This is a genomic window from Pleomorphochaeta naphthae (assembly GCF_055396005.1).
Window position 1 is genome coordinate 2,401,614 of record NZ_AP042457.1, and the last position, 20,066, is coordinate 2,421,679.

The following is a 20,066-nucleotide window of genomic DNA, read 5'->3' on the forward strand; positions in this document are numbered from 1 at the left end:
AAATACCATATTATATCTTCAAATAAAATCAAATCCAAATAGTTCTTTAGCGATATCTTTTGGTATTACTCTATCTTTATTCTTATGTATATTCTTTAACATCAAATTAGTTTTTTCCTTTATTGTTTTTTTAATAAATAGATTAAAATCTACAGATCTTAATAAGAAAAACATTAAAGGATTTTCATCTAATTTTGCACCTACTCCATATAATACCGCAGCTGAATGTTTACACAAATTTGCCCAATCAGGACAATTACAATTAATAAATATTTCATTAGGAGATGGAAATAAACCTGTTTCAGAATTCAAAAATACTTGAGCTAAATCTTCAGGGAATCCTCCAGATAATAGCTCTTCTATATTTTCAATTTTATTTTGTGCTTTTTCAAAAATCTCTTGTTTTTTTATATCCGATAAAGGATCTATTTCAATCACAACTTTATAAGGTTTCTTTCTCGATCCTTGAACAAGTGCATTTATAAAACCTTCTTCAATTTTTAAGTCAATTACTGCTCCTGATCTCACATATCTTTTACCTCTTTGAATACGATTAGAATAGTCTGCATAGCTTTCTAAGTTATCACACCATTTTTTACCCCACCAAGTTTGAGATATTTTTTTACCGCTAAGAATAATTGGACTATATCCTTTTTTATAATTCCTTGAACTTTTTTCTCTTAACTCTTCAATTGTCATTTGACTAAATTTATTAAAATCCATAATAATATTCCTTATCTATTAAGTAGAATATGAAAAAAGCTCTTTCAATTCTTTGTTATCTAAATTGTTAATCCATGATACTGTTGAAAGATCACTCTCTCCGATTATTTTTGAAGATAATTCCTTTTTAGAATTTATAATTTCATTTATTTTATCTTCAATAGTTTTTTTACAAATAAATTTGTAAACATTTACAACTTTCTTTTGTCCAATCCTAAAAGCTCTATCTGTTGCTTGATTTTCAACTGCACTATTCCACCAACGATCAAAATGTACAACATGATTAGCACTAGTAAGGTTTAAACCCGTTCCTCCAGCTTTTAAGGTAATTATCATAAAGGGATAATATGTATCACTATTAAAAGCTTTTACTATTTCATTTCTTTTTTTAGATGAAACACTACCATCTATATATAAACCTTCATATCTAAAAATATCTTCTAAAAAAAACTTTAAAGGAGAAATCATCGTTTTATATTGAGTAAAAACTAACATTCGCTCATGCTTTTCTTTAACTACTTCAGCAAGCTGTTTTAAGGCGATAAATTTGCCACTATCATTTTCTTTAAAATCTTCAGTTTTTAAATACAAACTTGGATGATTACAAATCTGTTTACTTTTTAATATTGTTGATAAAACTAATCCTTTTTTCTCTATACCTTCTACCTCATCTACTTTCTTTAAAACCTTAGATACCATACTCTTATAAAGAGTAACTTGTTTTGCTGATAGTGGGACATATAAATCAGTTTCTATTTTTTTAGGAAGATCCTTAATTATAGATTTATCAGTTTTTAATCTTCTTAAAACAAAGGGTTCTATAACCTTCCTTAGGCAACTATAAATATTAGTATTGTCTTTAGCCTTTTTAGCAATAGAAGTAAATTGTTTTTTATTACCAAGTAATCCTGGATTTATAAAATCAAAGATAGACCAAAGATCTAATAGTGAGTTTTCAATAGGAGTTCCTGTCATTGCTATCCTATTATTTGCTTCAATATTTTTTATAATTTTGGCTTGTTTAGTATTAGAATTTTTAATAGCTTGTGCCTCATCTAATATTATCAAATCCCATTTTTTCTTATTTATACTTTCTCGGTTAGAAACCATTTTATATGTTGATAAATAAATACCTTTTTTATCTAAATTCAAACTTTCCATTTTCTTTTCGCTTTGATCTAAAGTATAAATAGGGATTGAAGGCATGAACTTATTTCGCTCAGAAATCCAGTTTCCAATAAGAGATGAAGGAACAATTAATAAAACAGTTCTATAAACTTCTTGCTGTAAAAAAGTACCTAACAACGCTAATACTTGGATAGTTTTACCTAGACCCATATCATCTGCTAAACAAACACCAAACCCATAATTTAACATTTCATATAACCAGGCAACCCCATATTCTTGATATTTACGTAATTTTCCATGAAACTCAGAACTCAATTTGAACTTATTTTTACTAGTCAACGAATGAGATTTAAATAAATCTAGCCACTTCCCATTTTCAAAAGATATACCTAAACTTTCATCATTTAAAATAGATGATGCGTCTTGTTGCATTTTTAAAAAATCAACAAAGCTTAAACCTTCTTCAAATCTTTCTTTTAATAAATTATATTCACTTAATAATTTTCTTAACTTTTCGTGATTTATCTCAATCCAATTACCTTTAAATTTTGTTAATCCTTCTTCTAATGATAATAAATTTAAAAGTTCTTTTTTTGATAAAGTTTCATTATCTATAACAAAGTTCAAATCTACTGATAATAAAGATTTCATAGATAATTTATTTTCAAAACGTTCACCTATCTTAACTTGAGTGTGAATTTTGTTTTTCTTTTTCCACCAAGAAGGAAATCTAAATCCAATACCACATTCTTTAAAAAAATCAGCATTCTTTAATAGTTGATAAGCTTCATCAATAGTTAAATAAATAGGATCAAAAATTTGACCTTTCTCAATAATGGTTGATAAAATTTCACATCTTTTACTCGCTTTAAAAATTATTGCTAAAAGATGTAATAATTCTTTTTCATCATTTTTAAATTCCTCAAGAGCATAAGATAATGGCATATGTTTGACTTTATTATCTATTGTTGTTGTATAACTAGTTAAAAAACCAAAAGGATATTCTGTATTTTTTGTTTCCAATAGATGAAAATAGGTTCTATCTGCTTCATTAAAATCTGGAAAATATGAAGATAAACAAGAATCAATTGACCCTTCATAATTATTGATTGTCTCATACAACCACTCTTCCATATTATTCCAAATCATTCGAATCCAAAACTCATTAATTAATTCCGAACCAGCACATAAAGGGATTGCTTCCTTAATTTGATTAATTAAATTAGTTGATAACTCAATAGGTGTATTTGCTTTTAATAACAAAGAATCCACCAATTCTACTTGTTTCAAAAATTCTTTAGCAATATATGTTAAAAAATTCAAACCTAAATTATCAACTTTTTCTGTATTCTTTAATAACTCAAATAAACTAGCAATTGGTTTTTCACGAAAAGAAGTAACTATAGGAGAACTTCCTGAAACAAAAAACCCTTCTTCAGTAAACCATAAATCAAAAAATATTTTATCCATAATCAAGATAGTACAAGAACTTAAAGAAAAAGAAAACTTTATTTTAATTTTATATATTCATTTTATGTTTATTTATTTGGAAATTTTTTCTCTAAATGTTTTTAGACAAATTACAATTTTAATAAAATTAATTAATATAATGAATTAACTCACATCAATTTTACAACTTAAGCTTTTAATATGCTTTAGAAATTTTGCTATCAAAAGTTAAGATTAAAAAGCCTCAATTTTCTTATTGACACTAATTATAAAATATGCTAATTTCACCTTTGTGAATTGGTTTAATAAAGTTTAAATTAATTACATATAAGGGCCTATAGCTCAGTTGGTTAGAGCAACGGACTCATAATCCGTGGGTCGTAAGTTCAAGTCTTACTGGGCCCATCAAGCATCCTATTTTTAGGATGCTTTTTTATCATTCAAATAAATGGTTCATGGAAATTATTTGTGGGAAACTTATGAATCTATCTAAATATTTATAAAATATATAAACAAAAAAAATAGAAAAAGGGCACATCCTCTGTTATTGTATTAGAAACCAAACTTACACAATACAGGAAGTGCCAATGAGTCCATATAGTAATATATTTTTATCTTTACCACAATTCACAATAACGAAAAAATCAACTAAAAGCTAGTCTAGATTCAACTAGTGAAGATGAAATGAAAAGAGATTTAGATAAATGGTTAGAATTATCAAAATCTTTTGAAAAAACAATACCAATGCTAAAAACCTTTAACAAAATGATTGAAACAAGAATTGAAGGAATTCTATCAAGAGTTAAATATCCCATCTCTAATGGTCCTTTAGAAGGTCTAAATAATATGATTAAAGTTATTAAAAGAATTGCTTATGGATATCGAGATAATGAATATTTCTTCTTAGAATAAATGATTTTAACTGTTGCTTGGCTTTTTTGAGAGCATTTTTTCTATCATCTCTCATTCTAATGTAATCTCTAGTAGCTTCATCTTCAACTGAAATTGGGACTACTTCTTTATATGCACCCCAAAATAATGTTTTAGATAAATTTCTAGCATCTTGTTTATCTGTTTTTACTCTATTACCACCTTTCTTCTTATATATTGTAATTGGTGCCATTATTCTACAATCAATATTAGCTTTTTCTAATTCTCTCTTTAGGTTAAAACCTGTAGGTCCAGCTTCATAACCACAAATAACTTTAACTTCTATTTTAGAATTTTCTTCTAGAGGAAGATTCTTTTTATGATTTTCAATCATTTGTAATCGAACAGCTTCTTTTTGCTCTTTCTAATGTATTTTACTACATATTTAGATTCGCTTTTTAAGGTTTCCTCATAGTAAAATTCTTGACTTGTTGATAAATAAGAACATAAAGCATAAGTTTCTTTGTGGACGTCCATTCCGATTGTGATTATAACCTGTCTTTTGCAGCAAAAAGGGTTAATTACTTGTAGCATAAGTAGTTAGCCCAAATAAAATGTCCTTAGTGTTTATTTAACTTTTAAAATTTTCTGTATTTTTGTAATGTCACTTTTTTTTAATACATTCCAACTTAAATCTATACCTGTTTTATTTTTTAATTCCTTTAGTACATTTGAATAATTATTTGTTAGATAATTGAATCCATCTAACTTAGACACACTAGCGTCTCTTAATCCTTCTAACAATTCACTAGTAGTGAATTTATTTTCTGTTGTTTTGTTTAAATATCTAATTACCATTAATGAAAGCATACATATTAGTACATGCGCTTCTATGTGATTCTCTTTACTTACATATACTGGTCTTAAATCTAACTCTGATTTTGTTATTCTAAAACATTCTTCTATCTGCCATAGACCTCTATACATATCAATAATTTCATGAGTATTTACTTCTTTATTCAATTGTAATTGCATAGTCTTTGAGTTCCACCTAGAAGTCCAATCTAAATCTTTATCTTTTTCTTCTTTTTCAACTCCAATAACATTTGTTTCAATAATATAATAACCATCAAGCAGTTCTTCTTCTTCTAACTTTTTATTATCAAAACGAACTTCAGCCTTCCACTCTTCAATTTCTTTACCATTTTTATCTTTAACTTTTGTTTTAAGATATTTATTACTACCATAGTTATTATCTATTACAGATTTGGTTTTAGAGTGTGATGCTAATTCTGCTTTCATTAATGCACTCTGTCTCTCTATTTTTGCTCTTTCACTATACTTTTTACTCCAATAGATAATTTTCTTTCTTGGAAAGTTACTAATACTTGTTTTTTTACCATCTAGATTTGTTAATTTAATATTATGCATCATGTCATATTCTTTAAACATAAAGTCTATTTCAGAGAAGTCAATCTCTCCTTCATCTGTTAGTGGAACATCTATGTATTTATTAAGAGTTTTATCATATGTAATATATCCAGAAGGATCTAATAATACTTTCTTTAATTTTTTTGAACATTTTCTTGCACTTTCACTAATTACATAACCACACTGATTTGCAATAATATTTGCAATATTATCTCCCGTATGCATAGCTTTATCTGCTACATATATTGCATGATCTAAGCTCATTAATTTCTGTACTTTTTTAAAGGAAGGTAAAAAAGTAATACAATCATTGGTATTCCCATCATATGTATCAAACCAAACAGGGAGTCCTTCTTTATCCATAAACATACCTACTTGCACAATTGGTAAAGGTTTATGACTTTTTGATACACCTCTCATTCTATGACCATCTTCATCTTCTATTTCAAAATGTACATTTGTTACATCATAAAACATAAAAGAAGTATCTCTTTTATGTTTATTCACCATAGTTTTGTTTATATCTATTAGTAAAGAATCTTTAAGTGCTGCTATTTGTGTTAAACCTCTATAGATATCATGTTTTTGTAAATCAAAGTGTTCGAAAAAACAATCTTTTGTTTGCCAAGCTTTTAATTTTGAACCAGGATCTAAAATTCTTTTATATATCATTAATTTCATAAAAGATTCTAAACTAAATTCAATATTTAATTTTTTTTGTTCTTTACGTAAAAAATCAATTACTCCAAATTGATTTAATGCCCATAATATATAAAAATCGCCAGTATTAATTATTCTAGAAAATTTACCACTCAATTCATTGTATGGAAGAATAGCATCTCTAACTAAAGTAATATTAACAACATCCTGTTTTTTCTTAAGTTTGTTTTTAATATCTCTTTCTTTTTGTAATTCATCTTTAAAATGTTGGATAGGATCATCATATTTATCTAAATAGTCTTCAAGATAACCTAAATCTTTAACAGTAATAGTCTTTTTTTTCTTAGTTACTTTATCTCTAACTTGATGTTGATAAAACAATCTAGTTTTACCAGTAGCTTTTTCTTTTAACTTAGTTAAATACATGATTAAATCTCCTCATTGACATATTAGCACAACCATAAATAAAAGTCAACTACGTACAACTAGGGACAAAAATTAATTAAAAAAAATAATTATCAAAATGATAATTACATTCTAGCTAAAGACTTATTGTCTTAATTTATCTTTTTAACTGCAAAACTCCGGTCGAACAGCTTCTTTTTGCTCTTTCTAATGTATTTTACTACATATTTAGATTCGCTTTTTAAGGTTTCCTCATAGTAAAATTCTTGACTTGTTGATAAATAAGAACATAAAGCATAAGTTTCTTTGTGGACGTCCATTCCGATTGTGATTATAATAGTTTGCATATTGATGTGGTCTCTCTTTGCATGTGGTAATGCATGCGGTTTGTTTTTTTCTTATAACCACTTTAATGCTAAATCCACGATCTTGCAAATTTTGAGGTCACATCATATTGTTTAAATAACTTTATATAAATTAAATGCAATTTTCTTGTTGTTTTGCTTGCTTATAGTTAACTCAAGCTCTACAGTATAAATGGTATCTAAGTTTTTTATGCAAATAAAACTGTAGATACTAATATAAAATTTACAAGGAGATGCAGTCAATGAAAATAGCAATTCTTTACTATTCGAAATCAGGGCACACTTTAAATGCGGCTAAAGCTATTGCCGAAGGAATCAAATCTCAAGGATCTGATGTGGATATAATTAATGTTAATAATTTAGAACCCCCTATTTTGAAAATATATGATGGCGTTATATTCGGCAGTCCATGTTGGGCTGGAAGTATTTCTAAAAATGGAATTGCATCACCAGTAAAAAAAGCTTTAAAAAAATTACCAGATAATGCTCTAAAAGGAAAACTAGCTGGTGGTTATTCTATACATGCAGGAAAAGGTGGTAATACCACATTAAAATCTCTAGAAACACTTATCAATACAAAAGGTTGTAAGGATTTTATTGCTGGTCCTGTTGGGAAAGCAGGTACACCTTTTAGTATAGGAAAAGGACCTTCTCTTTCAAAAGAAGATTTAACTAGTTTTACTAATTATGGAAAATCTTTTGTGAAATAATTAATAAATTATTATTTGAGTCGTTGCAAAATTTTATTAAACTCGCAACGATTCTTTTTTTATCTTTATCTCAGTCTTTTACTTAAATCCTCAATTTTATTATTTTATCATACTAATAATATCTCTATTCATTGATTGAATTTAAAATTAAATATGTACAAAGATTGGGTAATCGACAACCAATATCCAATATTAATAATAAAAAAAATTCAAAAAGACCAACTTTAAATAAATTATTAAATGATTCTACATCAGGATTAGAAACAATAGCTTTTGAAATAGATTCTTTTAGTATGGAGATTGAAAAAGTAGGTATCCATGAATAATAATGATAATCATTTTTTAAGTACGTTAAAGGGTAGAAAGATTTTCATTTATTTGGGCCCTTATGATTTTAGATGTGGTGTTGATACTCTTGCTGCAATAGCAACTGCAATTAATGCTACAGAATTTCATAATGGAGGAGTGATAAAAAGGTAAATAGCAGGTAGTTGCACCAATATTCCTATAGTGTGTTAAAATATATGGCACACAACTGAGGAATGGCCAAGACTTTAACTCGACATGTTTTACTAGTCCAAGAATATGAGACTGTTTAGGAGAATGAGGAGTTTTAGTCGTATCAATCACTGGTCCACTTACTGAGGCCGAATAGGAGAGAGGAACAACTACCGAACAGAGAGCCATTTTTGATTTTGTGTATAAAACAAATAAATGCAAGGAGATAAGAATGGTTAACTGGGAAAACAAAACTGTTAGCGTAGGAATTGATTTGCATAAGACTCAATTTACAGTTTGTGCAATAACATCAACAAAAGAGATTCTATTTGAGAAAGTGTATCAAACTAACGATGAAGGTTATAAGGCTTTTATTAGTGAATGTCACACTCTAGAAGACAAGTATGGTGCACATGTATCAATGGCAATAGAAGCTACTTCTAATGCTAGATACTTTAGAAACTTAATGCAGAAAGAAGGTTTTTTTACACTTGTTATTAACACTTTAAAATTCAAGGTTGTAACATTAAGTGCTAAAAAGACAGATAAAAGAGATGCTTTTACAATAGCTGAGTTTTTACTAAAAGATATGTTACCTGAAAGCTATCTATGTGATCAAGAAACAGAGGAGCTTAGAAAACTTATCTGTGAAAGAGCCGATTTAGTTTCATTGATAGTAAGAACTAAGAATAGAATACATAATATGATGTTAGGGTATGGGATAGTAACAACTGCCACTCAATTTCAAAGCAAGAAAAAGAGACTGCTTCTTCTAAAAGGTCTCGAAGACCACGCTTTGATTACGAAGAGGACAGTCTCTACCTTAAATAGTTTCATTCAAACTTTAGAAATTTTGGATGAACAAGTTACGGCTTTAGAGGCATTAATTGAAGAGGAATGTACAAGAAGATGAAGATGTTCAATTACTAAAAACTATTGTAGGTGTAGGGAAAATAACAGCTACAACCATTAGAGCATATGCCCATGATATAAATAGATTTGCAACTTACAAACAGCTTACAGCATATTGTGGACTCACTCCTTTTGTAAAGTTTTCAAATGAGAAAGGATTTACCAAACATATAACAAAGAATGGACCTGTAGAGTTAAGAACTGCAATGGTACAAGCTGTAATGGGTATGCTTCGTCTACAAAGATCATTAAGGTATTTGTCGCTAATTAATGATTATAAAAGAATGAAGAAAAACAAAGGTAGTGGGAAAAGTATAATTGCCTTTGCACTAAACTTTAGTAGAGTAATTTATGCAATTCTAAAGAAGAAAAAGCCTTTTGATATGAATAAATTAATAGGTGATTTTAATAAGCGACAAGCAGAAGCTGTATAGCTTCTAATAAAGAAAAATGGAGAAATTAGGTTATGGTTTTCTGTGAAAAACTATTGACCTTTTATAGGTGGTTATTATGAATTTCTAAGCTGCCTACCCGGCAGTTAACCATTCCCTGCGAGCCTGCGTGTGGTCTCTACTTTTCTAAGCTGCCTACCCGGCAGTTAACGGTCAGTCTGTAGGTTGTGGTTACGACATGCAATTTCTAAGCTGCCTACCCGGCAGTTAACAATTTTACCCCTTTAATAAAAATTATAAAATTTTTCTAAGCTGCCTACCCGGCAGTTAACTAGAGGTGAAGAATTATTAATTAGTTGGAAATTTTCTAAGCTGCCTACCCGGCAGTTAACTAAGCTGTATGATTAAAATTTTAAAAGGGTTATTTCTAAGCTGCCTACCCGGCAGTTAACCAATACTTGCATTTTTGCTTTTCTTTAACATATTTCTAAGCTGCCTACCCGGCAGTTAACGTGATAGTGAATACGAACGTAAATTGACAGTTTTTCTAAGCTACCTACCCGGCAGTTAACATAAGGGAAGAAATGGAAAATCTTTTAACTGATTTCTAAGCTGCCTACCCGGCAGTTAACTTTTAACTGTTGGAGCAACAGGAACAGTTAAATTTCTAAGCTGCCTACCCGGCAGTTAACATTATTACAGCCTAGATTATCTAAAAAGTAAGTTTCTAAGCTGCCTACCCGGCAGTTAACAGACATAATTAATTACAAACAGCCTTTCCCTTTTTCTAAGCTGCCTACCCGGCAGTTAACATTTATTATTTTGAAAATAATATGAGTCGATTTTTCTAAGCTGCCTACCCGGCAGTTAACTAGTGATGCATTTTAGAATTACAACGCATGGTTTTCTAAGCTGCCTACCCGGCAGTTAACTTACTGTTGCCGCTGAAGCTGGTAATACTTTATTTCTAAGCTGCCTACCCGGCAGTTAACTTACTGTTGCCGCTGAAGCTGGTAATACTTTATTTCTAAGCTGCCTACCCGGCAGTTAACTTTTGGATCACCTCGGCTATATCGAAACAGTATTTCTAAGCTGCCTACCCGGCAGTTAACATTTTGGATCACCTCGGCTATATCGAAACAGTTTTCTAAGCTGCCTACCCGGCAGTTAACCCCCTTGCAATTTCATCATAAGGATTTTGCCATTTCTAAGCTGCCTACCCGGCAGTTAACGTTGAAAAATGAAAAAAATTAGTATTGATAACTTTCTAAGCTGCCTACCCGGCAGTTAACAATATCTTTCCAGAAATTCTAGATCAGAGCATTTTCTAAGCTGCCTACCCGGCAGTTAACTTGCTCAAAATAATAAAGTACATATAAGTAAATTTCTAAGCTGCCTACCCGGCAGTTAACCATGTCTTAGGGTCTGTTCCACTTCCGCCTAATTTCTAAGCTGCCTACCCGGCATATAAATGATAAGATAAGTGTGAACAAAAACGATGAGATAAGAATGTACAAATTTTAATAATCAAATATAATATTTTCATCAAAAAATGATGAGGATATTTATGATTATTGAGCAACAAATTAATTCTAATATTGAGATTAATAAATTAGAGGATTTAGTTAAATTGAAAGCACTTATTGAAGAATCAAATTTAAAAGTTAATCTTTCAGAAATAGCTAGAGAATTAGGCTGTGATCGCAGAACTGTAAAAAAATATATTAAAGGTTATGAGAAAGTTACAAAGAGAAATAGAAAATCACCTATTGATGATTACTATTCACTAATTCAAGAACTATTAAATAGTGAAACAAGAATCTTTTACTACAAAAGAGTTTTATGGCAATATTTAGTAGATAATCATGGATTAAATGTAAAACAATCAACCTTTAGAGGATATATTTCTAGACATCCTGAATTTAATAAATATTTTAAAAACAAACGTAAATCAGCTGTTTCTAATAATAGTGTATTAAGGTTTGAAACAAGTATTGGCGAGCAAGCACAGCTAGATTGGAAAGAAACTATGAAAATTATTCTTTCAAGTGGTGAAGTTGTTATTATTAATATATTTGTTTTAATTTTATCTTATTCACGATTTAGAGTTTATCGAATTTCTTTAGACAAAACCCAAGAGATATTATTTAATTTTCTTGATGATGCGTTTAATACTTTTGGAGGAGTTCCACGTGAAATTTTGTGTGACAACATGAAGACAATTATGGATACCCCAAGAACAGAATATTCTAAAGGCAAAATTAATAATAAATTTAGTCAATTTGCCCAAGATTATGGATTTAAGGTTAGACCTTGTATTGCAGGAAAACCCAATACAAAAGCTAAAGTCGAATCGCCAATGAGATTGTTAGATGAGCTTTATGCTTATAGCGGTCACATAACTTATGAAGAGCTAGTATTAAAGGTAAAAGAATTAAATGAGAGAATAAATGCGAAGTGTCATACAACAACTGGCAAAATTCCGATACTACATTTAAAGAAAGAACAAGACTTCTTATTACCCTTACCACAGAAGCAAATAAGAAGCCTTTATAGAATTAAAACCACCACTGTTAAAGTTAATCCACAAAGTTTAATTTGTTTTAAATCAAACTTCTATTCAGTACCACCTGAATACATAGGTTCAACTTTAAAACTACAAGTGTATGATAATAAAATTCATGTATATAATAGCACAAATCTAATTGCTTTGCATGATATATCAACACAAAAACTAAATTATACTTTAAAAGATTACATATCATTATCTAGGTTAACCTTTAATAGCAAATATATAGATATAAATAAACTTGCAAAAGATAATTTAAATAAAATAGGAGGAGTGATAAAAAGGTAAATAGCAGGTAGTTGCACCAATATTCCTATAGTGTGTTAAAATATATGGCACACAACTGAGGAATGGCGAAGACTTTAACTCGACATGTTTTACTAGTCCAAGAATATGAGACTGTTTAGGAGAATGAGGAGTTTTAGTCGTATCAATCACTGGTCCACTTATGTGAGGCCGAATAGGAGAATGGAACAACTACCGAACAGAGAGCCATTTTTGATTTTGTGTATAAAAAAATAAATGCAAGGAGATAAGAATGGTTAACTGGGAAAACAAAACTGTTAGCGTAGGAATTGATTTGCATAAGACTCAATTTACAGTTTGTGCAATAACATCAACAAAAGAGATTCTATTTGAGAAAGTGTATCAAACTAACGATGAAGGTTATAAGGCTTTTATTAGTGAATGTCACACTCTAGAAGACAAGTATGGTGCACATGTATCAATGGCAATAGAAGCTACTTCTAATGCTAGATACTTTAGAAACTTAATGCAGAAAGAAGGTTTTTTTACACTTGTTATTAACACTTTAAAATTCAAGGTTGTAACATTAAGTGCTAAAAAGACAGATAAAAGAGATGCTTTTACAATAGCTGAGTTTTTACTAAAAGATATGTTACCTGAAAGCTATCTATGTGATCAAGAAACAGAGGAGCTTAGAAAACTTATCTGTGAAAGAGCCGATTTAGTTTCATTGATAGTAAGAACTAAGAATAGAATACATAATATGATGTTAGGGTATGGGATAGTAACAACTGCCACTCAATTTCAAAGCAAGAAAAAGAGACTGCTTCTTCTAAAAGGTCTCGAAGACCACGCTTTGATTACGAAGAGGACAGTCTCTACCTTAAATAGTTTCATTCAAACTTTAGAAATTTTGGATGAACAAGTCAAGGCTTTAGAGGCATTAATTGAAGATTTTGTACAAGAAGATGAAGATGTTCAATTACTAAAAACTATTCCAGGTGTAGGGAAAATAACAGCTACAACCATTAGAGCATATGTTGGTGATATAAATAGATTTGCAACTTACAAACAGTTCGCAGCATATTGTGGACTCACTCCTTTTGTAAAGTTTTCAAATGAGAAAGGATTTACCGGACATATAACGAAGAATGGACCTGTAGAGTTAAGAACTGCGATGGTACAAGCTGTAATGGGTATGCTTCGTCTACAAAGATCATTAAGATATTTGTCGCTAATTAATGATTATAAAAGAATGAAGAAAAACAAAGGTAGTGGGAAAAGTATAATTGCCTTTGCACGAAAACTCAGTAGAGTAATTTATGCAATTCTAAAGAAGAAAAAGCCTTTTGATATGAATAAATTAATAGGTGATTTCAATAAGCGACAAGCAGAAGCTGTATAGCTTCTAATAAAGAAAAATAGAGAAATTAGGTTATGGTTTTCTGTGAAAAACTATTGACCTTTTATAGGAGATATTTATAATGAATAATAGTAGTAGTTATAAGCAATTAGTACAAAATTTAGAGTATTTGAAATTAAAGCAAATGCAAATTCATTTAGATGATGTAATTAATTTTTCTGTTAAAAACAATCTTTCATTAACAGATGCTTTAATAAAATTAACATCTTATGAAATAGATTTCAAAGAACAGAATATGATTAGATCTATGGTGAAAGTTGCAGCATTTCCACATTTAAAAGAATTAAAAGATTTTGACTTTGATTTTCAACCATCAATCAATAAAAATGAAATACTAGAATTAGCAACCTTAAGATTTATTGAAAAAGGAGAAAACATAGTTTTTCTAGGATCAAGTGGAGTTGGAAAATCACATTTAGCAACTTCAATAGGTATTTGCGCAGCAAAAAAAAGATATTCAACATATTTTATAAAATGTCATGATTTGATTATGCAATTAAAAAAAGCACAACTTGAAAATAGATTAGATTCTAGATTAAGACATTTTACGAAATACAAATGTTTAATAATCGATGAGATTGGTTATTTACCAATTGATTCATTAGACGCAAAGCTTTTTTTCCAATTAATAGATAGAAGATATGAAAAACGTAGTACTATTATCACAACAAATATTCCTTTTTCTCAATGGGATGAAATATTTGGAGATCCTATTATTGCAAATGCAATATTGGGTAGAATTTTACATCATGCTAAAGTTATATCAATAACAGGGAATTCATATAGATTAAAAGATCATATGAAAAAGGAAGACGATTAAATTGTACATTCTTATCTCGTCAAATTTGTTCATTCATAACTTGACGTTTATACGGCAGTTAACGCATTTTTTTGATATTGTCAGTGAGAGGGAATTTTCTAAGCTGCCTACCCGGCAGTTAACTAAGCTGTATGATTAAAATTTTAAAAGGGTTATTTCTAAGCTGCCTACCCGGCAGTTAACCAATACTTGCATTTTTGCTTTTCTTTAACATATTTCTAAGCTGCCTACCCGGCAGTTAACGTGATAGTGAATACGAACGTAAATTGACAGTTTTTCTAAGCTGCCTACCCGGCAGTTAACATAAGGGAAGAAATGGAAAATCTTTTAACTGATTTCTAAGCTGCCTACCCGGCAGTTAACTTTTAACTGTTGGAGCAACAGGAACAGTTAAATTTCTAAGCTGCCTACCCGGCAGTTAACTTTGAAAATTTGTGTACAATCGCATGCGGTAGTTTCTAAGCTGCCTACCCGGCAGTTAACTTGTAATTTTCTCCATTCAGAACATAATATTCTTTCTAAGCTGCCTACCCGGCAGTTAACTTACTGTTACTGCTGGAGCCGGTAATACTTTGTTTCTAAGCTGCCTACCCGGCAGTTAACTTGTACTACATAATGTATACTATTATTAGTTATTTCTAAGCTGCCTACCCGGCAGTTAACATGATCTTAGAAACTTTTTTCTTGATTATTTATTTCTAAGCTGCCTACCCGGCAGTTAACAGTTGGAAAACAACTATATTTTAAAAGTTCAATTTCTAAGCTGCCTACCCGGCAGTTAACATTAACGCTTTATACGTTGTTTTTTGAGTTGTTTTTCTAAGCTGCCTACCCGGCAGTTAACGATAAATTCTTACATCAAATAAATGCTTTCCTTTTCTAAGCTGCCTACCCGGCAGTTAACTATTTTTATATCTCATTTTTTAAAAAACAAAGTTTCTAAGCTGCCTACCCGGCAGTTAACGAGGAATTTATTACTTGTTCTATTAGTACCGCTTTCTAAGCTGCCTACCCGGCAGTTAACGTTCTTGGCACTTACGTATTTTAGTTTCTGCTTTTCTAAGCTGCCTACCCGGCAGTTAACAAAAATCCCCTAAAAAAAGGGGATCAGATCAATTTCTAAGCTGCCTACCCGGCAGTTAACTTAGAATGGAAAAATTATATAAATACAACAGCTTTCTAAGCTGCCTACCCGGCAGTTAACTTATTCCTCCACTTTCTCAAAATCATCTTCATTTTCTAAGCTGCCTACCCGGCAGTTAACAGAACTGTAATATTTGTGCGTAAGGGCATGAATTTCTAAGCTGCCTACCCGGCAGTTAACAATACGCTTGTTATGAAATGTTTGTTGACATATTTCTAAGCTGCCTACCCGGCAGTTAACATAACGAGAAATGGGGTTCGAGTCCTCTATTATTTCTAAGCTGCCTACCCGGCAGTTAACAAACTATTAAATAGTTAAAAAACATTACAAGGTTTCTAAGCTGCCTACCCGGCAGTTAACTTAGACGGTTGGGAATGGTCAAGAGGGGCTTTTTTCTAAGCTGCCTACCCGGCAGTTAACGGACGACGAGGGATATTGTACGGAAGATGCATTTTCTAAGCTGCCTACCCGGCAGTTAACTGAATAAAACTTCTTTTATTTGCTTACGTCATATACAATTATATATGATAAATCTAAATATACAATATTTTTTAACTCTAAATGAAGTATATTATTTTATATTCACATTTTGTTACAACATAAGCATTTAACCGATACATAAAATCTTTAATAAATCAATATAAAAAACTTTCCTATTTTTTTATCTAAATATTGGCACACCTGAATTATTGCTCAGTCCAAAACTATTAAAAGAATTTCCCCAATTATCTGAGTCAATTTTTTCAATAAAAACTAAATATGAATTACCATTACTTGAACTTTTCAATTTTATATATGGCAATTCACAAATTTCTTTCTCATATTTATCATAAAGATTTAATGCATTTTCATATGTAACATTATTTCTTTTTGAATATCTTCTAGCTAATTTATATTTATTCCCTTTCTTTTGAACTCTTTTAAATACTGCATATTTTACATTAGCTGGAAGTTCTCTAATATTTGTAATGTGAATATAATCGTTAAAAGCCATCAGATATTCTTTTAAATTTAACTTTTCACATGATTCAACGGAATCAAAAAATACTCTTATTTTTGATCCTAAAGTTTTCTTTTCCAAATCATATTCTGGAAAAGAAATTCCATAGTTTATAACTCCATTAATTTGATTTTTTACAAAAAGACGATGTAAAGCCCCAAATATTTTACTCATCAAGAAGTTCAAATTAATTTCTTGAGAAGGTAATAAAGTTATTTCTTGATAATAATTTATTTTATTTTGAAGCATCTCCAAATACACCCCCTCTGACTAACATAGCCATCACGTAATTAGCTTCATCGGAATTATTAAACTCTTCATTTTCTGTTGCTTTATCAAAAATTGAATAAAAATCGGTTTTTTGCTTTGGATTCCTATATGCTTTTCCTAAGGTCGTAACAGAACCATAAGTTTCAATTGCAATAGGGAAATAAGTTTCTTCATATTCTTTATACCAAGTATCTATTGTCCTTATAGCATTTCCTATTTTTTGTGAATGCATACCCGCAATGTCATCTACAGAAAAGAGTATTTTACTTTTCTTGCCATTAGAATTTGAAGTGCTTTTATCCAAAACTAATTCTTCACTAGGATATACTTCTTGAGCATTTCCCATTTTTACAAAAGCATTAATATCAAGATTTAAGAAATCAGAATCACTAGCCAATGTCTTAGCAATTAATAAGCCTAACTCCTTTACCTTATCATCATACTTATCAAATGATCTAAAGCTATAATCTAAAGAATTAAAAACGAACTCTCTTGAATCATCTTCTTCATTTTTAACATGGATTTCGATATTATTTGAGCCAACTCTATTCCTCCAAAGAAATCTACCATTAGCAATATTTAGTGCATATCGTAATCCTAATTCTTCAAATTTTTCCTTTTCTATAAATCCTTTTACAAGATTTTCGTATCTTTTTTTGAATTCATTATCATTACAAGCAGATGGAGTTTTAATATTACCTAAAACTTTTAAAGTAAAAAATAGATGCAAGGTATCAAAGCCAATAGGTAAAGTACAAGTATCAACAATTTGTAAATTTGCATTTTCAATCATTTTATCCAGTTTTGCTGGATCTTTAGTATCAGCAGCTTTTAATCTATTAGAAATTGTTCCTTTCACTGACTTTGAGATTACTTTAAGAGGTACTTTTTTAAGATTTTCGTTTCTATTATCCCATTTTGTAGCGAACATCATACCATTAGATGGTACTATTTTTTTCTCAAATGCTAATACTGATGGTAATTTTTTTGCCATTTCTTTTTCTCCTTTCTAAACACATAAATATAAATTTTTATTTTCTAAATATTCATAATGCCATAACATTTCATCTAAACTAGATAATCTATATGGCATAATAAACTCACCTAAGGTTACTATTGATTCTGCAAATCTATGTTCAACATTATCATCTCGTTGATTCTTAATATTAGATAACTTAGATAATCCTTGAAATCCAATAGCGATAGGAACTAACCAACCTTTTTGTTTCCTACTACTAGTCCATAAAACATTATCATTATCATCTATTGAACATTTTGAAACAACTTCTAAATACTTCAACAAAGAATCAAAGGCTGTGGAATTTGTCTCCTCCATTTCTCTTTTAATTAAAGAGGATCTATTTATAATCGCAAAACCCGTATTTAATTTAGCTAACAGCTTTTTTATATCATTAGGATCATCATCATCTATATTTTTAATATAAAGTTTTTTATAAGACCATATAATTCCACTTGCAATTTTCATTCCTGCTTTCATTATTATTGATAACTTATTTAAAAAATCATCTTCTTCATATTTTTCTAAATTATTTAATTCAATTATTAAAGACACATTTAAAGAACAAAGAGGTTCTTCTATAAAAGCATCAGTTTTTCCATCTTTTGCTAAAGGATGTCTTTTTTCTATGACATAATTTTTGGAAAATTTATTTGGTTTATATAATCGGGCATCAAATTTATTACAGACTATACCAACTTTATTTAATTTTAGATTATTAAATGAAATAGATAATTTTCTTTCTAAATTATGAACAAATCCAAGCCAAGCTGGCATTGCAGGAAAACCAACTGTATAAGCTGATGAAAAAGCATTAGCATCAACAATATTGATTTTCTCTATAATTAAAAATTTTCTCATAATAAAACCTCTCTATATGAACTTAAAAAACTATTAATAAACTTTATTTCTATATCTCCTACTGATGTTGCATTATGTTTTATCAATTTCTTATAGGTTGTAATTATCCATCTAGAAATATCAGAAATAAACTCCTCAACTAAATCAAGATTATCTTCTCGTACTTCTGAATATTTCGAGTCTAAAACTAATTTCTGATACTTTGGTAAATTTTGATATTTCTCATCATCACTCCAGGAAGTTTCACTATTTCGTAATGAGTTTATTGAATTTAGAATTTCATCAAAAATATTAAAAAGAATATTGTCTCTATAATTTCTTATATTTAAATTATTGTATTCTGTTTTAAATAATCTATCTAATTCATTAAATAAAGGCTTAAATTTATTATAAAATAAACATTCCTTAAAAAAATCATATTTTGGTTTTCTAGGTTTTTTGATTAATGCATTTGGTGGACTGCAATAAAACATACTAGCTGTACCATGTTCACTATTATTTATATACGAGATGTTTTGAGGTTTTGTCCCACCAAATCCAATTTCTACAATATCAAATAAATTATGAATTTCTCCTTCTTTAAAAATATTTTTCTTTTTGGCATCTCTTAAAGCTTTAACTTCTTCTCCAAAATAATATTCTTGATATTTATGTTTTAACAAAAACATATCGCTTGAAGGGTATACTATAGATAATAAATGATATTGATTTTCTCCAATAGGAAAGTATACTTGTTTCAGCAAATTATCTGTTGCCTCTGGATTTTCACCATATTTAATATCTAATATTACTTTTCGAATTTCTTCATAAGAAACAGAAAAATGTGAAAAAGATTCTCTAGCTTCTTTTGTATCTTCTTTCAAATGACAATATACAGTTTTACCATCTTCGAATTTAGAGAATAAAAATGCTACACATGGAAGAAATGAAGCATTTATGATAATGTCTTTTTTTACTTTCCCATTATTTCCAAACCTAACAAGTCCATCTGGTTCATATACTTGTTTGGCCCACAAATTCACTTTTGTACTAATTTTGGGGTTAGTGTATTTTGCACAATGAGATGTAAATACAACATATTTTTTTATTTGATCTAAAAGTTTTATAAGATATTCATTTAAATCTTTCCCTTTGCTTTTTTCATCTAAAAAAGCTTTTAAATTTTTATCCAA

The 20,066-nt window shown here is 29.4% G+C and carries 18 protein-coding genes, 1 tRNA gene and 2 CRISPR repeat arrays; of the genes, 10 read left to right on the forward strand and 9 right to left on the reverse strand.

The features are described 5' to 3' along the window. Positions 1–18: 18 nt before the first annotated feature. Both ACZ5SO_RS10980 and ACZ5SO_RS10985 read right to left on the reverse strand, forming a co-directional pair. Positions 19–723, reverse strand: a complete 705-nt coding sequence (locus ACZ5SO_RS10980; protein ID WP_464624618.1) for an SWIM zinc finger family protein — start codon at positions 721–723, stop codon at positions 19–21. 18 nt (positions 724–741) lie between these two features. Continuing rightward, complete coding sequence (locus ACZ5SO_RS10985) at positions 742–3,321, reverse strand: DEAD/DEAH box helicase (protein WP_464624620.1); 2,580 nt, start codon at positions 3,319–3,321, stop codon at positions 742–744. Positions 3,322–3,631: 310 nt separating this feature from the next. On the opposite strand from ACZ5SO_RS10985, the gene ACZ5SO_RS10990 reads away from it, so the two are divergent. Together ACZ5SO_RS10990 and ACZ5SO_RS10995 are read left to right on the forward strand one after the other, a co-directional pair. Next, positions 3,632–3,705, forward strand: a tRNA-Ile gene (locus tag ACZ5SO_RS10990). Between the two features lie 279 nt (positions 3,706–3,984). Beyond that, positions 3,985–4,212: a transposase gene (locus ACZ5SO_RS10995; protein ID WP_464624622.1), complete on the forward strand. Its 228-nt coding sequence runs from the start codon at positions 3,985–3,987 to the stop codon at positions 4,210–4,212. Here the strand turns inward: ACZ5SO_RS10995 and ACZ5SO_RS11000 are convergent. From ACZ5SO_RS11000 to ACZ5SO_RS11010, 3 genes are all read right to left on the reverse strand, one after another. Next, positions 4,160–4,564 (reverse strand): hypothetical protein, encoded by a 405-nt coding sequence (locus tag ACZ5SO_RS11000; RefSeq protein ID WP_464624624.1) that lies wholly within the window; start codon positions 4,562–4,564, stop codon positions 4,160–4,162. The two genes, ACZ5SO_RS10995 and ACZ5SO_RS11000, sit on opposite strands and share 53 nt — an antisense overlap. A 233-nt stretch (positions 4,565–4,797) precedes the next feature. Continuing rightward, positions 4,798–6,687: an IS1634 family transposase gene (locus tag ACZ5SO_RS11005; RefSeq protein ID WP_464624514.1), complete on the reverse strand. Its 1,890-nt coding sequence runs from the start codon at positions 6,685–6,687 to the stop codon at positions 4,798–4,800. A 131-nt stretch (positions 6,688–6,818) separates the two neighbouring features. Beyond that, the gene (locus tag ACZ5SO_RS11010; protein WP_464624625.1) at positions 6,819–7,013 is read right to left on the reverse strand and encodes a hypothetical protein; all 195 of its coding nucleotides are present in this window, start codon (positions 7,011–7,013) and stop codon (positions 6,819–6,821) included. Between the two features lie 260 nt (positions 7,014–7,273). Here ACZ5SO_RS11010 and ACZ5SO_RS11015 point away from each other — a divergent pair, with 260 nt between their 5' ends. The 8 genes from ACZ5SO_RS11015 (at position 7,274) to istB (ending at position 14,601) form a co-directional block, all read left to right on the forward strand. After that, positions 7,274–7,741: a flavodoxin family protein gene (locus ACZ5SO_RS11015; RefSeq protein ID WP_464624626.1), complete on the forward strand. Its 468-nt coding sequence runs from the start codon at positions 7,274–7,276 to the stop codon at positions 7,739–7,741. 131 nt (positions 7,742–7,872) lie between these two features. Continuing rightward, entirely contained in the window at positions 7,873–8,067 is a 195-nt protein-coding gene (locus ACZ5SO_RS11020; RefSeq protein WP_464624627.1) for a hypothetical protein, read from the forward strand. After that, positions 8,060–8,221, forward strand: coding sequence for a hypothetical protein (locus ACZ5SO_RS11025; protein ID WP_464624628.1), 162 nt, complete (start codon positions 8,060–8,062; stop codon positions 8,219–8,221). The genes ACZ5SO_RS11020 and ACZ5SO_RS11025 overlap by 8 nt, the downstream gene beginning before the upstream one ends. Before the next feature lie 250 nt (positions 8,222–8,471). Beyond that, positions 8,472–9,152 carry an IS110 family transposase gene (locus ACZ5SO_RS11030; protein ID WP_464624629.1) on the forward strand — a complete coding sequence of 227 codons (681 nt, stop codon included), beginning with the start codon at positions 8,472–8,474 and terminating at the stop codon, positions 9,150–9,152. Beyond that, the gene (locus ACZ5SO_RS11035) at positions 9,127–9,585 is read left to right on the forward strand and encodes a transposase (protein ID WP_464624630.1); all 459 of its coding nucleotides are present in this window, start codon (positions 9,127–9,129) and stop codon (positions 9,583–9,585) included. Before ACZ5SO_RS11030 ends, ACZ5SO_RS11035 begins: the two co-directional genes overlap by 26 nt. Before the next feature lie 81 nt (positions 9,586–9,666). Then, a CRISPR array of direct repeats spans positions 9,667–11,015; the repeat unit is 28 nt; unit sequence TTTCTAAGCTGCCTACCCGGCAGTTAAC. Between the two features lie 95 nt (positions 11,016–11,110). Then, on the forward strand, positions 11,111–12,400 hold the full coding sequence (gene istA / locus ACZ5SO_RS11040; RefSeq protein ID WP_464624631.1) for an IS21 family transposase: 1,290 nt from the start codon (positions 11,111–11,113) through the stop codon (positions 12,398–12,400). Between the two features lie 250 nt (positions 12,401–12,650). Next, complete coding sequence (locus tag ACZ5SO_RS11045) at positions 12,651–13,763, forward strand: IS110 family RNA-guided transposase (RefSeq protein WP_464624632.1); 1,113 nt, start codon at positions 12,651–12,653, stop codon at positions 13,761–13,763. A gap of 79 nt (positions 13,764–13,842) precedes the next feature. Then, on the forward strand, positions 13,843–14,601 hold the full coding sequence (gene istB / locus ACZ5SO_RS11050) for an IS21-like element helper ATPase IstB (protein WP_464624634.1): 759 nt from the start codon (positions 13,843–13,845) through the stop codon (positions 14,599–14,601). A gap of 95 nt (positions 14,602–14,696) precedes the next feature. After that, positions 14,697–16,225: a CRISPR direct-repeat array (repeat unit 28 nt; unit sequence TTTCTAAGCTGCCTACCCGGCAGTTAAC). Between the two features lie 181 nt (positions 16,226–16,406). Here the strand turns inward: istB and cas6f are convergent. The 4 genes from cas6f to ACZ5SO_RS11070 are packed head-to-tail and all read right to left on the reverse strand — an operon-like array spanning position 16,407 to position 20,066. Beyond that, positions 16,407–16,994: a type I-F CRISPR-associated endoribonuclease Cas6/Csy4 gene (cas6f, locus tag ACZ5SO_RS11055; protein ID WP_464624635.1), complete on the reverse strand. Its 588-nt coding sequence runs from the start codon at positions 16,992–16,994 to the stop codon at positions 16,407–16,409. After that, entirely contained in the window at positions 16,981–18,009 is a 1,029-nt protein-coding gene (gene csy3, locus ACZ5SO_RS11060; protein ID WP_464624636.1) for a type I-F CRISPR-associated protein Csy3, read from the reverse strand. Before csy3 ends, cas6f begins: the two co-directional genes overlap by 14 nt. A gap of 15 nt (positions 18,010–18,024) precedes the next feature. Next, entirely contained in the window at positions 18,025–18,894 is an 870-nt protein-coding gene (gene csy2, locus ACZ5SO_RS11065; protein WP_464624637.1) for a type I-F CRISPR-associated protein Csy2, read from the reverse strand. Further along, the gene (locus ACZ5SO_RS11070; protein ID WP_464624638.1) at positions 18,891–20,066 is read right to left on the reverse strand and encodes a type I-F CRISPR-associated protein Csy1; all 1,176 of its coding nucleotides are present in this window, start codon (positions 20,064–20,066) and stop codon (positions 18,891–18,893) included. The genes csy2 and ACZ5SO_RS11070 overlap by 4 nt, the downstream gene beginning before the upstream one ends.

Bases quoted from the DNA above. Each gene is read 5' to 3' on its own strand.
- ACZ5SO_RS11015 (WP_464624626.1), top strand. From the start codon at position 7,274: ATGAAAATAGCAATTCTTTACTATTCGAAATCAGGGCACACTTTAAAT.
- ACZ5SO_RS11005 (WP_464624514.1), bottom strand. From the start codon at position 6,687: ATGTATTTAACTAAGTTAAAAGAAAAAGCTACTGGTAAAACTAGATTG.
- ACZ5SO_RS11000 (WP_464624624.1), bottom strand. From the start codon at position 4,564: ATGATTGAAAATCATAAAAAGAATCTTCCTCTAGAAGAAAATTCTAAA.
- ACZ5SO_RS11030 (WP_464624629.1), top strand. From the start codon at position 8,472: ATGGTTAACTGGGAAAACAAAACTGTTAGCGTAGGAATTGATTTGCAT.
- ACZ5SO_RS10985 (WP_464624620.1), bottom strand. From the start codon at position 3,321: ATGGATAAAATATTTTTTGATTTATGGTTTACTGAAGAAGGGTTTTTT.
- cas6f (WP_464624635.1), bottom strand. From the start codon at position 16,994: ATGCTTCAAAATAAAATAAATTATTATCAAGAAATAACTTTATTACCT.
- ACZ5SO_RS11045 (WP_464624632.1), top strand. From the start codon at position 12,651: ATGGTTAACTGGGAAAACAAAACTGTTAGCGTAGGAATTGATTTGCAT.
- ACZ5SO_RS11010 (WP_464624625.1), bottom strand. From the start codon at position 7,013: ATGCAAACTATTATAATCACAATCGGAATGGACGTCCACAAAGAAACT.
- csy2 (WP_464624637.1), bottom strand. From the start codon at position 18,894: ATGAGAAAATTTTTAATTATAGAGAAAATCAATATTGTTGATGCTAAT.
- istB (WP_464624634.1), top strand. From the start codon at position 13,843: ATGAATAATAGTAGTAGTTATAAGCAATTAGTACAAAATTTAGAGTAT.
- ACZ5SO_RS10980 (WP_464624618.1), bottom strand. From the start codon at position 723: ATGGATTTTAATAAATTTAGTCAAATGACAATTGAAGAGTTAAGAGAA.
- istA (WP_464624631.1), top strand. From the start codon at position 11,111: ATGATTATTGAGCAACAAATTAATTCTAATATTGAGATTAATAAATTA.
- csy3 (WP_464624636.1), bottom strand. From the start codon at position 18,009: ATGGCAAAAAAATTACCATCAGTATTAGCATTTGAGAAAAAAATAGTA.
- ACZ5SO_RS10995 (WP_464624622.1), top strand. From the start codon at position 3,985: ATGAAAAGAGATTTAGATAAATGGTTAGAATTATCAAAATCTTTTGAA.
- ACZ5SO_RS11025 (WP_464624628.1), top strand. From the start codon at position 8,060: ATGAATAATAATGATAATCATTTTTTAAGTACGTTAAAGGGTAGAAAG.